This window comes from Pseudomonas sp. ok272, assembly GCF_900109995.1.
GTDB lineage: Bacteria > Pseudomonadota > Gammaproteobacteria > Pseudomonadales > Pseudomonadaceae > Aquipseudomonas.
Map to the genome: position 1 here is coordinate 78,453 of NZ_FOCB01000010.1, position 15,183 is coordinate 93,635.

At 60.1% G+C, this 15,183-nt stretch carries 12 protein-coding genes; 5 read left to right on the forward strand and 7 right to left on the reverse strand.

The window, feature by feature from the left end; translation table 11 throughout:
* Positions 1 to 114: 114 nt before the first annotated feature.
* Entirely contained in the window at positions 115 to 1,422 is a 1,308-nt protein-coding gene (locus BMW74_RS15660; protein WP_093422757.1) for an OprD family porin, read from the forward strand.
* 258 nt (positions 1,423 to 1,680) lie between these two features.
* On the opposite strand, the gene BMW74_RS15665 is transcribed toward BMW74_RS15660, so the two are convergent.
* On the reverse strand, positions 1,681 to 2,517 hold the full coding sequence (locus BMW74_RS15665) for a mechanosensitive ion channel family protein (RefSeq protein ID WP_093422761.1): 837 nt from the start codon (positions 2,515 to 2,517) through the stop codon (positions 1,681 to 1,683).
* Positions 2,518 to 2,652: 135 nt separating this feature from the next.
* Entirely contained in the window at positions 2,653 to 3,138 is a 486-nt protein-coding gene (locus BMW74_RS15670; RefSeq protein ID WP_093422766.1) for a YajQ family cyclic di-GMP-binding protein, read from the reverse strand.
* Between the two features lie 144 nt (positions 3,139 to 3,282).
* Between BMW74_RS15670 and BMW74_RS15675 the strand changes: the two genes are divergently transcribed.
* From BMW74_RS15675 to BMW74_RS15685, 3 genes are read left to right on the forward strand one after another with little or no spacing between them, the layout of a single operon-like run.
* On the forward strand, positions 3,283 to 4,200 hold the full coding sequence (locus BMW74_RS15675; RefSeq protein ID WP_093422772.1) for a putative 2-dehydropantoate 2-reductase: 918 nt from the start codon (positions 3,283 to 3,285) through the stop codon (positions 4,198 to 4,200).
* A gap of 45 nt (positions 4,201 to 4,245) precedes the next feature.
* Entirely contained in the window at positions 4,246 to 6,282 is a 2,037-nt protein-coding gene (locus BMW74_RS15680; protein ID WP_093422777.1) for a sensor histidine kinase, read from the forward strand.
* A gap of 2 nt (positions 6,283 to 6,284) precedes the next feature.
* The gene (locus BMW74_RS15685) at positions 6,285 to 6,866 is read left to right on the forward strand and encodes a cob(I)yrinic acid a,c-diamide adenosyltransferase (RefSeq protein ID WP_093422782.1); all 582 of its coding nucleotides are present in this window, start codon (positions 6,285 to 6,287) and stop codon (positions 6,864 to 6,866) included.
* A gap of 125 nt (positions 6,867 to 6,991) precedes the next feature.
* Here the strand turns inward: BMW74_RS15685 and BMW74_RS15690 are convergent, their stop codons facing one another.
* The 4 genes from BMW74_RS15690 to secA all read right to left on the reverse strand — a co-directional run bounded on the left by BMW74_RS15690 (position 6,992) and on the right by secA (position 12,793).
* Positions 6,992 to 7,936 (reverse strand): Nudix family hydrolase, encoded by a 945-nt coding sequence (locus BMW74_RS15690; RefSeq protein ID WP_093422787.1) that lies wholly within the window; start codon positions 7,934 to 7,936, stop codon positions 6,992 to 6,994.
* Positions 7,933 to 8,565, reverse strand: coding sequence for a glutathione S-transferase family protein (locus BMW74_RS15695; RefSeq protein ID WP_093422792.1), 633 nt, complete (start codon positions 8,563 to 8,565; stop codon positions 7,933 to 7,935). Before BMW74_RS15695 ends, BMW74_RS15690 begins: the two co-directional genes overlap by 4 nt.
* Before the next feature lie 141 nt (positions 8,566 to 8,706).
* Positions 8,707 to 9,924 (reverse strand): bifunctional glutamate N-acetyltransferase/amino-acid acetyltransferase ArgJ, encoded by a 1,218-nt coding sequence (gene argJ / locus BMW74_RS15700; protein WP_093422798.1) that lies wholly within the window; start codon positions 9,922 to 9,924, stop codon positions 8,707 to 8,709.
* Between the two features lie 133 nt (positions 9,925 to 10,057).
* Complete coding sequence (secA, locus tag BMW74_RS15705; protein WP_093422808.1) at positions 10,058 to 12,793, reverse strand: preprotein translocase subunit SecA; 2,736 nt, start codon at positions 12,791 to 12,793, stop codon at positions 10,058 to 10,060.
* Between the two features lie 306 nt (positions 12,794 to 13,099).
* Here secA and BMW74_RS15710 point away from each other — a divergent pair, with 306 nt between their 5' ends.
* Positions 13,100 to 13,555 carry a DUF721 domain-containing protein gene (locus tag BMW74_RS15710; protein WP_093422813.1) on the forward strand — a complete coding sequence of 152 codons (456 nt, stop codon included), beginning with the start codon at positions 13,100 to 13,102 and terminating at the stop codon, positions 13,553 to 13,555.
* A gap of 33 nt (positions 13,556 to 13,588) precedes the next feature.
* On the opposite strand, the gene BMW74_RS15715 is transcribed toward BMW74_RS15710, so the two are convergent.
* The gene (locus tag BMW74_RS15715) at positions 13,589 to 15,073 is read right to left on the reverse strand and encodes a helicase HerA-like domain-containing protein (protein WP_093423230.1); all 1,485 of its coding nucleotides are present in this window, start codon (positions 15,071 to 15,073) and stop codon (positions 13,589 to 13,591) included.
* Positions 15,074 to 15,183: the final 110 nt, after the last annotated feature.

Here is a 15,183-nt window from a genome sequence, read left to right on the forward strand (position 1 = left end):
GCCAACAATGTCGGCGTGATATAAGTTTGCGCCGACACAAAAAGAAAGAGCCGCCCAGATAATAAATCAGGTGGGACGGCAGAACTCTTCAAAAAACCAAAGGAGCAAATCACGATGCGCGTGATGAAGTGGAGCATGATCGCACTGGCTGTTTCAGCAGGCACCTCGCAGTTCGCAATCGCGTCCTCTCAGGACGATTCGAAGGGCTTTGTTGAAGACACTAGCCTGACCGCCAAGACTCGTATCGAGTACATGAATCGGGACTTCAAAAACGGCGCTGGCAACGTTCGTCGTGCAAACGGTAACTACACTACAGGCTCAACCAACAAAACCAGTGGCTATCGCCAGGACACCGGTATCAGCGAGCTGATCACCCTGGAATCCGGCTTTACTCAAGGCACCATTGGTGTCGGCGTCGACGCATTCGTGGGCGGTACCGCGAAGCTTGACGGTGGTGCGGGTCGTGCCGGCAACGGTCTGTTCGCTACCGATGGCGATGGCCAGCCAGAAGACACTCAATCGCGTGCCGGTGGTGCTGTAAAATTCCGCCTGTCGGACACCGTCCTGAAGTACGGTAACCAGTTCGTCGCCAGCCCGGTTTTCTCCACCGATGACAGCCGTCTGCTGCCAGAAGTCGCCACCGGCACCTTGATCACCAGCAAGGAAATCGCTGGCCTGGAACTGAGCGCAGGTCGTTTCACCGCGATGGGTTCGCAGACCGGCATGGGTCGCGACAGCATCAACGGTAAGGGCGCTGCAGGCCTGACCAGCGCCAACATCGCTGGCGCAACCTACCAGTTCACCGAGAACTTCGTCGGTGGTGTTGCTGCATCGGACGTTGATAACTACTTCAAGAAGCAGTACATCAACCTCAACTACACCTTGCCGATCGCTGAAAGCCAGTCGCTGAACTTCGACTTCAACGGCTATCGCACCAAGGGTGACGGCCAGGAACTGGCTGGCATCGTTGACAACAAAATCTGGAGCTTGGCAGCAGCCTACAGCCTCGGCGCTCACAAATTCACCCTCGCTCACCAGCGTTCTACCGGTGACGCTGGGTACTACTACGGCGTTGACGGCGGCGGCACGATCTTCCTGACCAACTCCATCCAGATCTCCGACTTCAACAACAAGGACGAGCGCTCCTGGCAGGGCCGTTACGACATCAACATGGCGTCGTACGGCGTTCCAGGCCTGAGCTTCATGACTCGCTACGTCAAGGGTGACAACATTGACACCGGCGGCACGAAGGAAGGCAAAGAAACTGAGTGGAACTACGAGGCCAAGTACGTGATGCAGGAAGGTCCGATCAAGGACATGTCCTTCCGCCTGCGTAGTGCTGTTTACCGTGCCAACAGCGATGTCGGTACCGACAACAACGACGTACGTATCATCGTCGAGTACCCACTGAGCATCTTGTAACTCTGTGGTAGTTCGATAGCGTCATAGAGCACTGCTCTAACAAAAAGCCGCTCACCTTAATCGGGTGAGCGGCTTTTTTATTACAGTTCGATGACACACCCTGCTTAATACTCGCTTCAAATTAAATAGCACGCTAATAATAAGCCTGCACACAATTAAGCCAAGCTACGCATAAACAATAAACATAAAAAAACCCAAGGGACTTATCGCCCCTTGAGTTCAACATCCGTACTTGACCTAAAAGCCAAGTATAAAACTTTACGCGGTTTCCTGAACCACACGAATCACACGCTGTGGAAACGGGATATCGATACCCGCCTCTTTCAAGCGATCACGGGAGTGTTCATTAAAATGGAACATGACGTCCCAGTAGTCCGCCGTCTTTACCCAGACTCGCAGGGAAACCGTGATTGAACTGTCTCCCAAAGTCGACACCACCGCTACCGGCTCGGGATCGGCCAACACACGCTCATCCTTGGCCAATTCCAACAACACGGCACGAGCGGCCTGCAGGTCGGCGTCATAGTTCACGCCCACATCAAACACCACCTTGCGGGTTGGCTGACGATTGGTGTTGGTAATGATGCCATTGGACAGCACGCCGTTCGGAACGATGACCGTCTTGTTGTCACCGGTACGGATGATCGTGTGGAAAATCTGGATGCTGTCGACTGTACCCGCCGTACCCTGGGCCTCAATGAAGTCACCGATACGGAATGGACGGAACAGCAGAATCAACACCCCACCCGCGAAATTCGCCAGGCTGCCCTGCAGTGCCAGGCCAATGGCCAAGCCTGCCGCACCGATTGCCGCGACGAACGAGGTGGTTTCGACACCGATCATCGAAGCGACGCTGACCACCAGCAGCACTTTGAGAATGATGTTCGCCAGGCTGCTGATAAACCCCTGCAGCGCCAAGTCGGCATTGCGCAGTGCCAGCAGCTTGCCAACCTTGTGGGTAAGCCTATTAATCAACCACCAGCCGATGGCCAGGGTCACGACCGCCAACAGCACACGGCTTCCGTATTCCATGATCATCGGAAGCCAGGCCTGGGACGCCTTGACCAGGTTGTCCACTTCAGCATTCAAATCCATCTTTTTCTCCTGATTCCCGGCTACCTGCCGTGTACAAAAAAGCGGCAGAACGATCAAACCACTTAAAGGCCAAATCTTTCTGCCGCTGCTTGGGGCTCGGACGCCAATAACGCCCGCAGGTTCCCTTAAAATGTATCAGTCGCGGAAATTATTGAACTGCAACGGCATGCCGAATTCCTTGGCACGCAGGGCCGCGATGGCATCTTGCAAATCGTCACGCTTCTTGCCGGTGATCCGCACCTGCTCGCCCTGGATGGCGGCCTGGACCTTCAGCTTGGCGTCCTTGACGTGAGCGACGATCTTCTTCGCCAGCTCCTTGTCGATACCTTCCTTGAGCACGGCTTCCTGCTTCACCAGCTTGCCGGAAGCGTAGGCGTCCTTGACCTCAAGGCACTGCACATCGATCTTGCGCTTGACCAATGCCAGCTTGAGGATTTCGATCATCGCTTCCAGCTGGAAATCGGCCTCGGCAGTCAGGTTGACCGTCAGGTCTTTTTCCTTGAACTCGAAGCTGCCCTTGCCTTTGAGGTCGTAACGACGATCGAGCTCCTTGACGGCGTTCTCGACCGCGTTGGTGAGTTCGTGTTTGTCCAGTTCGGATACCACGTCGAACGACGGCATGTAATCTCTCCAAATAAATAGGGCACGCACAATAAAGAAGGTGCACGCCTGGCTTGCGGTTAAAATCCGCGCTGATTATAACGGGTCTTTCCCCCTGCGAAGCTGCGAGCCTCACATGCATCTGCCAATCCGAGTCAAAATCTGATGTCGACCACCTGGCACGTCCTCGGCGCGGGTAGCCTGGGCACCCTTTGGGCCGCCCGCCTGGCCAGGGCTGGCACGCCGGTGAAGCTGATATTGCGCAATGCCGAGCGCCTGCAAGCTTATCAGGCGGCCGGCGGGTTGAGCCTGGTCGAACACGGCAACGCGCAACGCTATCAGGTGCCCGCCGAAACCATCGACAGCGCGCAGCCGATCCAACGCCTGCTCGTCGCCTGCAAAGCCTACGACGCCGAAGCGGCGGTGGCGCAACTGGCGCATCGGCTGAGCCCGGACGCCGAGCTGATTCTGTTGCAGAACGGCTTGGGCAGCCAGGATGCGGTCGCCGCACGCGTACCTCATGCTCGCTGCATCTTTGCGTCCAGCACCGAAGGTGCCTTTCGTGACGGCGACTGGCGCGTCGTGTTTGCCGGCCACGGCTACACCTGGCTGGGTGACGTCACCCACCCGGTGGCACCGATCTGGCTGGACGATCTGATCGGCGCAGGCATTCCCCACGAATGGAGCCCCGACATCCTGACCCGGTTGTGGCGCAAACTGGCGCTCAATTGCGCGATCAATCCTTTGACGGTCCTGCACGACTGCCGCAATGGCGGCCTGCAGCAACACCATTGCGAAGTCGCCACCCTGTGTGCGGAACTGGCCGAGTTGCTGGAGCGCTGCGGACAACCCGCTGCCGCGCAGGACCTGCAACAGGAGGTCGAACGGGTAATCCTGGCCACCGCGACCAATTACTCGTCGATGTACCAAGACGTCGCGAACCTGCGCCGCACTGAAATCAGCTACCTGCTGGGCCACGCTTGCGCGGTCGCATCCAGGCATCGGTTGGTGTTACCGCACCTCAACCAATTGCAGCAACGACTGATTACCCACCTGCGCACACGCGGATTGCCCAGCGACTGAGCAGCGGCTACGCTGCCTTCCTGTTCTCCTTCAGCGACGACTCCAATGCCATTGCGCCAGCGCCTCGAAAACCTTCCGGTCGGCCAGAAACTGCTGGCCGCCCTGCTGGTGCTGTTGATCACGATATTGCTGGTGGCCAACCTGACGTTCATCAGCGCCGCCTATTGGATCTCCCAGGAAAGCATGGCGCCGCAAGCCTTGCAGACCATCGGCCGACTGGTGAGCAACCCCGCGCTGACGGCCCAGGCACTGAACTCACCGCAAGACGCGGAAAAACTACTCAACGAGCTCAACAGCTATTCACCGTTGCGCGCCGCAGCGCTGTATGACGGTCGGGGCATGCGTATGGCCCAGGTGCAGCATGGCGACGCGCTGGAACTGCCCGAACACTATCGTCATATCGAAACCTGGCAGGCCACGGAGTTTCGCAGCAACCAGTTGATCACCTTGCCCCGCCCAGGCGAGGCCCCCGGCCACTTGTTACTGGTGGCCAGCAGCGAACTGCCGGTGGCGTTCTACACGGGCACGCTGACCGCCAGCCTGGGCATCCTGATCTTCAGCGTCCTGCTCTGGCTGGTGATTGCCCGGCAGATCAAGCGCCTGATCACCCAACCGATCCATCAACTTGAAGAGCTGTCCCGGCAAGTCACCCGCGAAGAGAACTACGCCCTGCGCGCCTCCCGTGGCAACCATGATGAAATCGGCAGCCTGGCCGAAGCCTTCAACACCATGCTCTCGCGTATCGAAGCCCGCGAGCAGCAGCTCAAACGTGCCCGCGACGACTCCCAGGCGGCCTATGACCAGGCACAGGGCCTGGCCGAGGAAACCCGGCATACCAACCGCAAACTGGAACTGGAAGTCCAGGTCCGCAGCAAGATCGAGAAGAAGCTCACGGGCTTTCAGAACTACCTCAACAGCATCATCGACTCGATGCCGTCGGCGCTGATCGCCCTTGATGAGCAGTTGTACGTCACGCAATGGAACCAGGAAGCCAGCGCCCTTTCCGGCACCCGCCTGGACAAAGCCCTGAACCAACCCGTGTTCCTGGCCTTCGAACCCCTCAAGCCGTTCCTGGCGCAGCTCAAGGAAACCGTCGAACAGCACAGCGTCGTCAAGATCGAACGCGTCACCTGGATCAAGGACGACGAGCCCAAGCACTATGCGCTGACCTTTTATCCGTTGATGGGCGGCGCCGGGCGCGGCGCGGTGATCCGGATCGATGACATCACCCAGCGCCTGTCCCTGGAAGAAATGATGGTGCAGTCCGAGAAAATGCTCTCGGTCGGAGGATTGGCCGCGGGCATGGCCCACGAGATCAATAACCCGCTAGGGGCGATCCTGCACAACGTGCAGAACATCCGCCGGCGATTGTCGGCGGACTTGCCCAAGAACATCGAAACCGCCGAACAACTGGGCGTTGAGCTGGACAACATCAATCAATACCTGCAAAGCCGCGAAGTGCCGCAACTGCTTGACGGCATTCAACAGGCCGGCGCCCGGGCGGCGAAGATCGTCACCCATATGCTCAGCTTCAGCCGTCGCAGCACCCGGCAAATGGCCCCGTGCGATCTACCGGCACTGATTGACCAGGCCGTGGAAATCGCCGGCAATGATTTCGACCTGACCCTTGGGTTCGACTTCAAGGGCCAAGACATCATTCGCCAGTTCGATCCGGAGCTCGGCCCCGTCCCGGGCACCGCCAACGAGCTGGAACAAGTGCTACTCAACCTGCTGAAGAACGCGGCACAGGCGATTCACCTGCGCGAGGACGACAGTGAGCCAGGGCGAATCACCCTGCGCACTCGACTGAACCCGCCGTGGGCCGAAATCCAGGTGGAAGACAACGGTATCGGCATGAGCGAAAACGTGCGCAAGCGTACCTTCGAACCGTTCTTCACCACCAAGGAAATCGGCCAGGGCACCGGCCTTGGGCTTTCCGTGTCGTACTTCATCATCACCAACAACCACAAGGGGCAGATGGAGGTGCAGTCCACCCTGGGCCAGGGCACTTGCTTCACCTTGCGCCTACCACTGGCGGGCTCACCGCTTGCCGCCCACGAACTCAAACAACTGGAGGGCTAGGCATGGGCTTTCGCCTGTCGAAGATCTACACCCGCACCGGCGACAAAGGTGAAACCGGGCTTGGCGATGGTCGCCGCGTCCCCAAGGACCATCCTCGGGTCGAGGCGATCGGCGAAGTCGATACGCTGAACAGTCAACTCGGGCTATTGCTGGCCGGATTAGCCGAACAGAGCCCGGTCAGCCCTGGGCTGGCCGAGGTGATCCAGGTGCTGGAACCTTGCCAGCACCGCTTGTTCGACCTGGGGGGTGAACTGGCGATGCCGGTGTATCAAGCGCTGAACAGCGCCGAAGTCGAGCGCCTGGAAACGGCCATCGATGCCTGGAACGAAGAACTGGGGCCACTGGAAAACTTCATCCTCCCCGGGGGCTCAGCCTTGATCGCCCAAGCCCACGTCTGCCGCAGCCTGGCCCGCAGCGCCGAGCGCCGGTGCCAGCACTTGAATGCCATCGAACCGCTGGCGGGTGTGGGATTGGCCTACATCAATCGCCTGTCGGACTTGTTGTTCGTCGCCGCACGGTTAATTGCCAAGCGCCAGGGAGTGGCCGAGATTCTTTGGCAGGCGGCAGCCAAGCCTGAAGTTTAGCCACAGGAGATTGATCGACTGTCAGGCCGTCATCGCGAGCAGGCTCGCTCCCACACCGGACCTATGTGCATCAATCCATTGTGGGAGCGAGCCCGCTCGCGATAGAGATTCAGATCACGCCAGGATCAAGCCTCAGGCCAGAACGCCCGAATCCCCGCCACGCCTTGCGCCCCGGCGTCCCAGGCTTTTTGCCGTTCGGCAGGGCCTACGCCACCCAGCAAAAACACCGGCTTGCTGAAGCCGGCGATCAGTTGTGAGGCTTGTTCCCAGCCAAGCGGCATGGCATCTGGATGGGTCTGGGTAGGTTGGACGGGAGACAGGGTGACAAAGTCCACGCCCATCTGCTCGGCCAGGCTCAGCTCCTCGGCGTTATGGCAGGACGCCGCCAGCCAGCGCGAAGCCGGTAATGGGCGCCCGGCGCTGGCATACTTGCGCAGTTGTGCCGCCGTGACGTGCCAGCCGGCAGACGGGAAGTCCCCCAGCCACTCGAATGGTCCCTTGAGCATCAGTTGCGCCTTGCCCGCGCACAAGCCGACGGCATCCACCGCCAGATCCCGGTACTTCGGGTCATAGCCGTTGGGCGCACGCAGCTGGATCAACTTGATGCCACCCGCAATGGCTTTCTGGATGCCGCGCAGCAAGACCGGCGTCTCCAGCCCCTCAGGTGTGATCAGGTACTCGCCTGGCAAGCGGGCCGCCGCGACGATGGGCTGGTTGGCGGCCGGGAACGGGTAATCGCCCAGGTCACGGGCACTGACCCAGGCCAAGGGCTGACCCTCGGCACCGTGTGGCTCACCGGTGAACGCCGACACTTCCCAGACATCCAGCAACACCTGTTTGTCCGGGTAGTCGTGCTGAACCTTGATCAACGGCCGAGCGGCGGTGACCACAATGCCCAGCTCTTCCTCAAGCTCCCGGGCCAGGGCCGCCTGCACGGTTTCACCGTCCTCGACCTTGCCCCCGGGAAACTCCCACAGGCCGCCCTGGTGCTGGGTATCGGCGCGGCGTGCAAGCAGAATCTTGCCGCTGGCATCACGGATGACGGCAGCCGCTACATGAACTCGTTTCACCGCACTACTTCCTCTAAACCGGCTGTGTGCCACGCCTTGAAGGCTGGCCACTGGTAAATGGTGTCGACATAGGCCGAGTCTATCGCCGGTAATTGCACCCGGTAGGTCCGCAGACGCACGGCAATGGGCGCAAAAAAGGCGTCGACCAAACTTGCACGACCGAACAGGAACGGGCCGGCTTCGCTGGACGCGGCGCGGCACTCGCCCCACAACGCCAGCATCCGCTCGATGTCTGCCTGCACTTCGGGTGGCATGGGCGACAACGCGGCATCACGGCTCACGTCGAACGGCATGTTGGCGCGCAAGGCGAAGAAACCGCTGTGCATCTGCGCACACGCCGAGCGAGCCTGGGCACGGGCCGCGATGTCTTTAGGCCAGAGGCCGGCTGCCGGGAACTGCTCGGCCAGGTATTCGGCAATGGCCAGCGAGTCGGCAATGGTGCCGTGCTCAGTCTTCAACAACGGCACTTTGGCGGTCGGCGAATGCTTGAGCAGGCGCTCACGGGTATCCGGCTGGTTGAGCTTGATCAGTTCTTCGGTGTAGCTCGCCCCCGCAAGCTCCAGCGCCAGGGCGCCACGCAGGGACCAGGAGGAATACAGTTTGTCGCCGATGATCAGGTGATAACTCATGTTCGGGTACCTTTTCGTCAAAGGGGAACAGGTCAGAATCTTTAGCGTCTGCGAGGTCCTCTTCGCGAGCAGGCTCGCTCCCACACGTGACCACGTTACTTCAGGTGGGAGCGAGCCTGCTCGCGAAAGGTCAACGCGATCTTAGGTACGGTACTCGGCGTTGATCTTCACGTACTCGTGGGACAGGTCGGTGGTCCAGATGGTTTCACTGCAATCACCGCGCCCCAGTTCGATCCGGATGGTGATTTCTTCACGCTGCATCACGGCCGAGCCCTGCGCTTCAGTGTAGGTGGCGGCACGCGCACCACGGCTGGCGATGCACACTTCGCCGAGGAACACGTCGATCTTGCTGACGTCCAGGTTTGGTACACCGGCACGGCCAACGGCTGCCAGGATACGGCCCCAGTTCGGATCAGAGGCAAACAGCGCGGTCTTGATCAGCGGCGAGTGCGCCACGGTGTAGCCAACGTCCAGGCATTCCTGGTGATTACCACCGCCGTTAACCTCGACGGTGACAAACTTGGTCGCGCCTTCGCCATCACGCACGATGGCCTGCGCTACCTCCATGCACACCTCGAACACCGCCTGTTTCAGCTTGGCGAACAACTCACCTTCGGCACGGGTGATGGCTGGCAGCGCGGCCTTGCCAGTGGCGATCAACATGCAGCAATCGTTGGTCGAGGTGTCGCCGTCGATGGTGATGCGATTGAACGACTTGTTGGCGCCGTCCAGCAGCAGGTTCTGCAACACCTCGCGCGACACGCTGGCGTCGGTGGCGATGTAACCGAGCATGGTCGCCATGTTCGGACGAATCATGCCCGCGCCTTTGCTGATGCCGGTGACCGTGACCGTCACGCCATCGTGCTGGAACTGGCGGCTCGCCCCCTTGGGCAAAGTGTCAGTGGTCATGATCCCGGTAGCGGCCGCTGCCCAGTTGTTTTCCGACAGATCATCCAGGGCCGCTTGCAGCGCGCCTTCGATTTTCTCGACCGGCAGTGGCTCGCCGATCACGCCGGTGGAGTACGGCAGCACCAGGCTGGCATCAACACCCGTCAGTTCAGCCAGCTTGGCACACGTGCGCTCGGCCGCAGCCAGGCCTGGCTCGCCGGTGCCGGCGTTGGCATTGCCGGTGTTAGTCAGCAGGTAGCGCACAGGCCCTTGCACGCGTTGCTTGGCCAGAATCACTGGCGCGGCGCAAAAAGCATTCAGCGTGAACACACCGGCAACAGTCGAACCTTCGACGCAGCGCATCACCACGACATCCTTGCGCCCCGGGCGCTTGATGCCAGCCGAGGCAATACCGAGCTCAAAACCGGCAACCGGGTGCAACGTGGGCAAAGGACCAAGACCAACAGCCATGAATGCGCTCCTCAATAGGTGATGTCTGCACCGTCGCCGCTCTTTTTAACGTGGCATCGGTGATTTGAATGGAAAAACGCCGCGACGGCGTAAGCCAGTCGCGGCGCGGGTATTTCAGCAGTGAGTACGGGGTTTACTGGATCTGCCCGTGGCAATGCTTGAATTTCTTGCCCGAACCGCAGTAGCACAACTCGTTGCGGCCCAGCTTCTGCTCATTGCGTACCGGTGCGGCGGCCAGGGCGACATCGACGTCCTCGCCCAACAGCTCCGGCTGGTCCAGGCCAGGGGGGGCGTCATGCTGGAACTGCATGCGTGCCGCCAGTGCCTCGGCTTCCTGGCGCAGGCGCGCTTCTTCTTCGATCGGATCTTCGCGGCGAACCTGAACGTGCGACAGCACACGGATCGAGTCGCGCTTGATCGAATCCAGCAAGTCGGAGAACAGGGCGAACGACTCGCGCTTGTACTCCTGCTTCGGGTTCTTCTGGGCATAGCCACGCAAATGGATGCCGTGACGCAGGTGGTCCATGGTCGCCAGGTGGTCTTTCCACAGGTCGTCCAGAACGCGCAGTACGATTTGCTTCTCGAACGTGCGCAGCGCTTCGGCGCCCGCCTGTTCTTCTTTCTCGTTGTACGCCGCGATCAACGCCTGCATCAGTTTCTCGCGCAGGGTTTCCTCGTACAGGTGATCGTCTTCGTCGAGCCATTGCTGGATCGGCAACTTCACCCCGAAACCACTCTCCAGGGCAGCTTCCAGGCCGGCAACGTCCCACTGTTCTGGCAGCGATTGCGGTGGAATGTGTGCGCTGACCGTGGAGTTGAGCACGTCCTGACGGAAGTCGGCGATGGTCTCGCCGATGTTGTCAGCGGCCAGCAACGTGTTACGCATGTGATAGATCACTTTACGTTGTTCGTTGTTGACGTCATCGAACTCAAGCAATTGCTTGCGAATGTCGAAGTTACGACCTTCAACCTTGCGCTGGGCCTTCTCGATCGCGTTGGTCACCATGCGGTGCTCGATCGCTTCGCCAGGCTGCATGCCCAGCGCCTTCATGAAGTTCTTCACCCGGTCAGAGGCGAAGATGCGCATCAGGCTGTCTTCCAGCGACAGGTAGAAGCGGCTGGAGCCGGCGTCGCCCTGGCGACCGGCACGGCCACGCAGTTGGTTGTCGATACGACGGGATTCATGGCGCTCGGAAGCAATGACCTGCAAGCCGCCCGATTCGAGCACTTGCTGGTGGCGCTTCTGCCAATCGGCCTTGATCTGGGCAATCTGCTCAGGGGTTGGATCTTCCAGGGACGCCACTTCGACTTCCCAGTTACCGCCCAACAGGATGTCGGTACCACGACCGGCCATGTTGGTGGCGATGGTCAGCGCACCCGGGCGACCGGCCTGGGCAATGATCTCGGCTTCTTTTTCGTGGAACTTGGCGTTCAGGACCTTGTGTTCGATGCCTTCCTTTTCCAGCAGGCGCGACATGTGCTCGGAAGTTTCGATGGTCGCGGTGCCAACCAGTACCGGGCGCCCCGCTGCCATGCTTTCCTTGATGTCGGCGACGATGGCGGTGTACTTCTCTTCGGCCGTGAGGAACACCAGGTCGTTGTAGTCTTTACGCGCCAACGGCTTGTTCGGCGGGATCACCATGACCTGCAGGCCGTAGATCTGGTGGAACTCGAACGCTTCGGTGTCGGCGGTACCGGTCATGCCGGACAGCTTGTTGTACAGGCGGAAGTAGTTCTGGAACGTGGTCGAGGCCAGGGTCTGGCTCTCGGCCTGGATGTTCAGGTTTTCCTTGGCTTCGATGGCCTGGTGCAGGCCTTCGGACAAACGACGGCCCGGCATGGTACGACCGGTGTGTTCGTCGACCAGGACAACCTGGCCGTCCTGCACGATGTATTCGACGTTGCGATGGAACAGCTTGTGCGCACGCAGGCCGGCATAGACGTGGGTCAACAGGCCCAGGTTGTGCGCCGAATAGAGGCTCTCGCCTTCAGCCAGCAGACCGATGCCCGTCAGCACTTCTTCGATGTACTGGTGACCGGCCTCGTTGAGTTCGACCTGGCGGGTCTTCTCGTCAACGGTGTAATGACCTGCCTTGGTAACGACGCCTTCCACTTCCTCGACATGCAGCTCCAGTTGCGGGATCAATTTGTTGATCTCGATGTAGAGCTTGGAGCTGTCTTCGGCCTGACCGGAAATGATCAGTGGGGTACGGGCTTCGTCGATGAGGATCGAGTCGACTTCGTCGATCACGGCAAAGTTGAGTTCGCGCTGGAATTTTTCTTCCATGCTGAACGCCATGTTGTCGCGCAGGTAATCGAAACCGAATTCGTTGTTGGTGCCGTAGGTGATGTCGGCGGCGTAGGCGGCGCGTTTTTCTTCCGGTGGCTGGAACGGGGTGACCACGCCGACCGTCAGGCCGAGGAACTCGTACAGGGGACGCATCCAGTTGGCGTCACGACGGGCCAGGTAGTCGTTCACCGTCACCACGTGCACGCCCTTGCCGGACAGTGCGTTGAGGTAAACGCCCAGTGTTGCCACCAGGGTCTTGCCTTCACCGGTACGCATTTCGGCAATCATGCCTTCGTGCAAGGTCATGCCACCGATCAGCTGAACGTCGAAGTGACGCATGCCCATGACACGCTTGCCGGCTTCGCGGGCAACCGCAAAGGCTTCGGGAAGCAGCTTGTCGAGGGACTCACCTTTGGCGATACGGGCCTTGAACTCTTCAGTCTTGGCACGCAGTTGATCGTCCGAAAGGGCCACCATTTGCTCTTCGAAGGCATTGACGATCTGTACCGTCTTGAGCATGCGTTTGACTTCACGCTCGTTCTTGCTTCCAAAAAGTTTCTTTAACAAAGGTGCAAACATATCGGCAGGATCTTCCACACAAAGGGATGGAGGGCGGCCCCGTGAGTCGCCCGTGCAGCCCTCATGGCCGCATGCGAACGAGCATTCTACCCGGAAACGATGGTGAGGAAAGTGGCGTTGTTCCACGATACTTGCACAGCGCTGTGACGGGGCTCACTTAAAATAAGGGCTTTTTACTGAACTTCAAGTGACTTGGCGCACAAGTTACTCATTGATTTAATGGGTAAAGCGCTCACAAAGCAATGGGGCAGGTGCATCCAGTGCTTTCTGCTACCATGGCGACTCTGTTACTTCAGGTATTGAATCATGGCATTTCGCCCTCTTACGGCCAAAGTACCCGCCGTTTTATTACGCGAAGCCAAGCCATTAAAAGCCATATTCGGCCATGCGCAACGCCTGGGCCATTTACAGCGTCTGCTGGAAAGCCAGTTGCAACCCGCCGCCCGCGAACATTGCCACGTGGCCTCATGGCGCGAGGGCAGTTTGCTGTTGATCGTCACCGACGGCCACTGGGCAACCCGCTTGCGCTATCAACAAAAGCGCCTGCAACGACAACTACTGGCGTTCGACGAGTTCGCCAGCCTGACGCGAATTCTGTTCAAGGTGCAACCGCCCACCGTGCAACAAGGCGCGATAGGGCACACCATGGATTTGTCGAGCGATGCGGCGGCCACCATCCAGGCCACCGCCGATGGCATCAACGACCCGAATCTGCGGGCCGCACTGGAGCGACTGGCGGCGCACGCCAAGCCCAAGGCCTGACATCGCGCCGACAGGCGCCTGAAGGTGCCCGCGTTACTTGCGCTTGGTGCCCAGTAACGATCCCATCAAGCCACGTACCAATTCGCGGCCCAACTTGTTCGCGGCCTGGCGCATTGCCGACTTCAACGCCTGCCCTGCTGCGGTGCCCAGGAACTCACCGGCCTTGTCAGCCAGGCTCGGCTCCTCGGCAGCCGCCTTGCCAGGCACCACTGCGGCGTCAGGCGCCAGGCCCTTGCGCGCCATCAGCACCTCATACGCCGATTCACGGTCGATGGGCTTGTCGTAACGCCCAAGCAACGGCGAACTGGCGATCAACGCCGCACGCTCGGCCTCGCTCAACGGGCCGATCCGCGATTGCGGAGGCGCCACCAACACGCGCCGGACCATTTCTGGCGTGCCTTTTTCCTGGAGTGTGCCCACCAACGCTTCACCAATCCCCAGTTCGGTCAACACGCCAAGGGTGCTGAACGCCGGGTTCGGCCGAAAACCGTCCGCCACCGCCTTGAGGGACTTCTGCTCCTTGGCCGTGAATGCCCGCAAGCCGTGTTGAATGCGCAAGCCCAATTGGGCCAACACGTTATCCGGCAAATCACCGGGGGACTGGGTGACGAAGTACACGCCGACACCTTTGGAACGAATCAGGCGCACCACCTGCTCCAAGCGGTCCTGCAAGGCCTTGGGGGTGTCGGCGAAGAGCAAATGCGCCTCGTCGAAGAACAGCGCCAGCAGTGGTTTTTCCGCGTCGCCGCGTTCCGGAAGCTGCTCGAACAACTCGGCCAGCAACCACAGCAGAAAGGTCGCGTAGACCTTGGGGGCCTCATGCACCAAGCGGCTGGCATCGAGCAGGTGAATCCGGCCACGCCCATCGCTGGTCGGCGTCAGGAGGTCTTGCAACTGCAAGGCCGGCTCGCCAAACAATGCCTCGGCGCCCTGCTGTTCCAGGGTCGCCAGGCGGCGCAACAGCGCCTGGCTGGAGCCGGTGGTCATCAGCGCCGCGTCATCACCCAGCAACTCAGGATTGTCCCGCAGGTGGTTGAGCAGCGCCTTGAGGTCCTTGAGGTCCAGCAACAACAACCCTTCGCGATCGGCCACCTTGAATGCGGCATAGAGCGTCGACTGCTGGCTGTCGGTCAGTTCCAGCAGACTGCCCAGCAACAGCGGGCCCATGTCACTCAAGGTCGTGCGCAGCGGATGACCCGACTGTCCGTGGATATCCCACAGCGTCACCGGATAGGCCTTGGGCGTGTAGTTGAGCCATGGCATCCCGGAAATCCGCTCGGCGACCTTGCCCTGGGGATTTGCCGCCGCTCCCAAGCCACACAAGTCGCCCTTGATATCGGCGGCGAATACCGCAACGCCGGCATCACTGAACGCTTCCGCAAGCCGTTGCAAGGTGACGGTCTTCCCGGTCCCGGTAGCGCCGGCCACCAGTCCGTGGCGGTTCGCCAGGCGCATGGCCTGGGTTATCGGCTGCCCTTGAAGGTCGGCGCCGATAACGAGTTGCAATGAGTCAGGCATTTTGTCACCCATGGTTAAGCTTGGCCCTACACAGCCGATAGAGATGAGCGAGAGACCAAGCTTCAAGCTTGGTCAGGTGATTCCCTAAAGCACGACGAAAATCTCCGCTT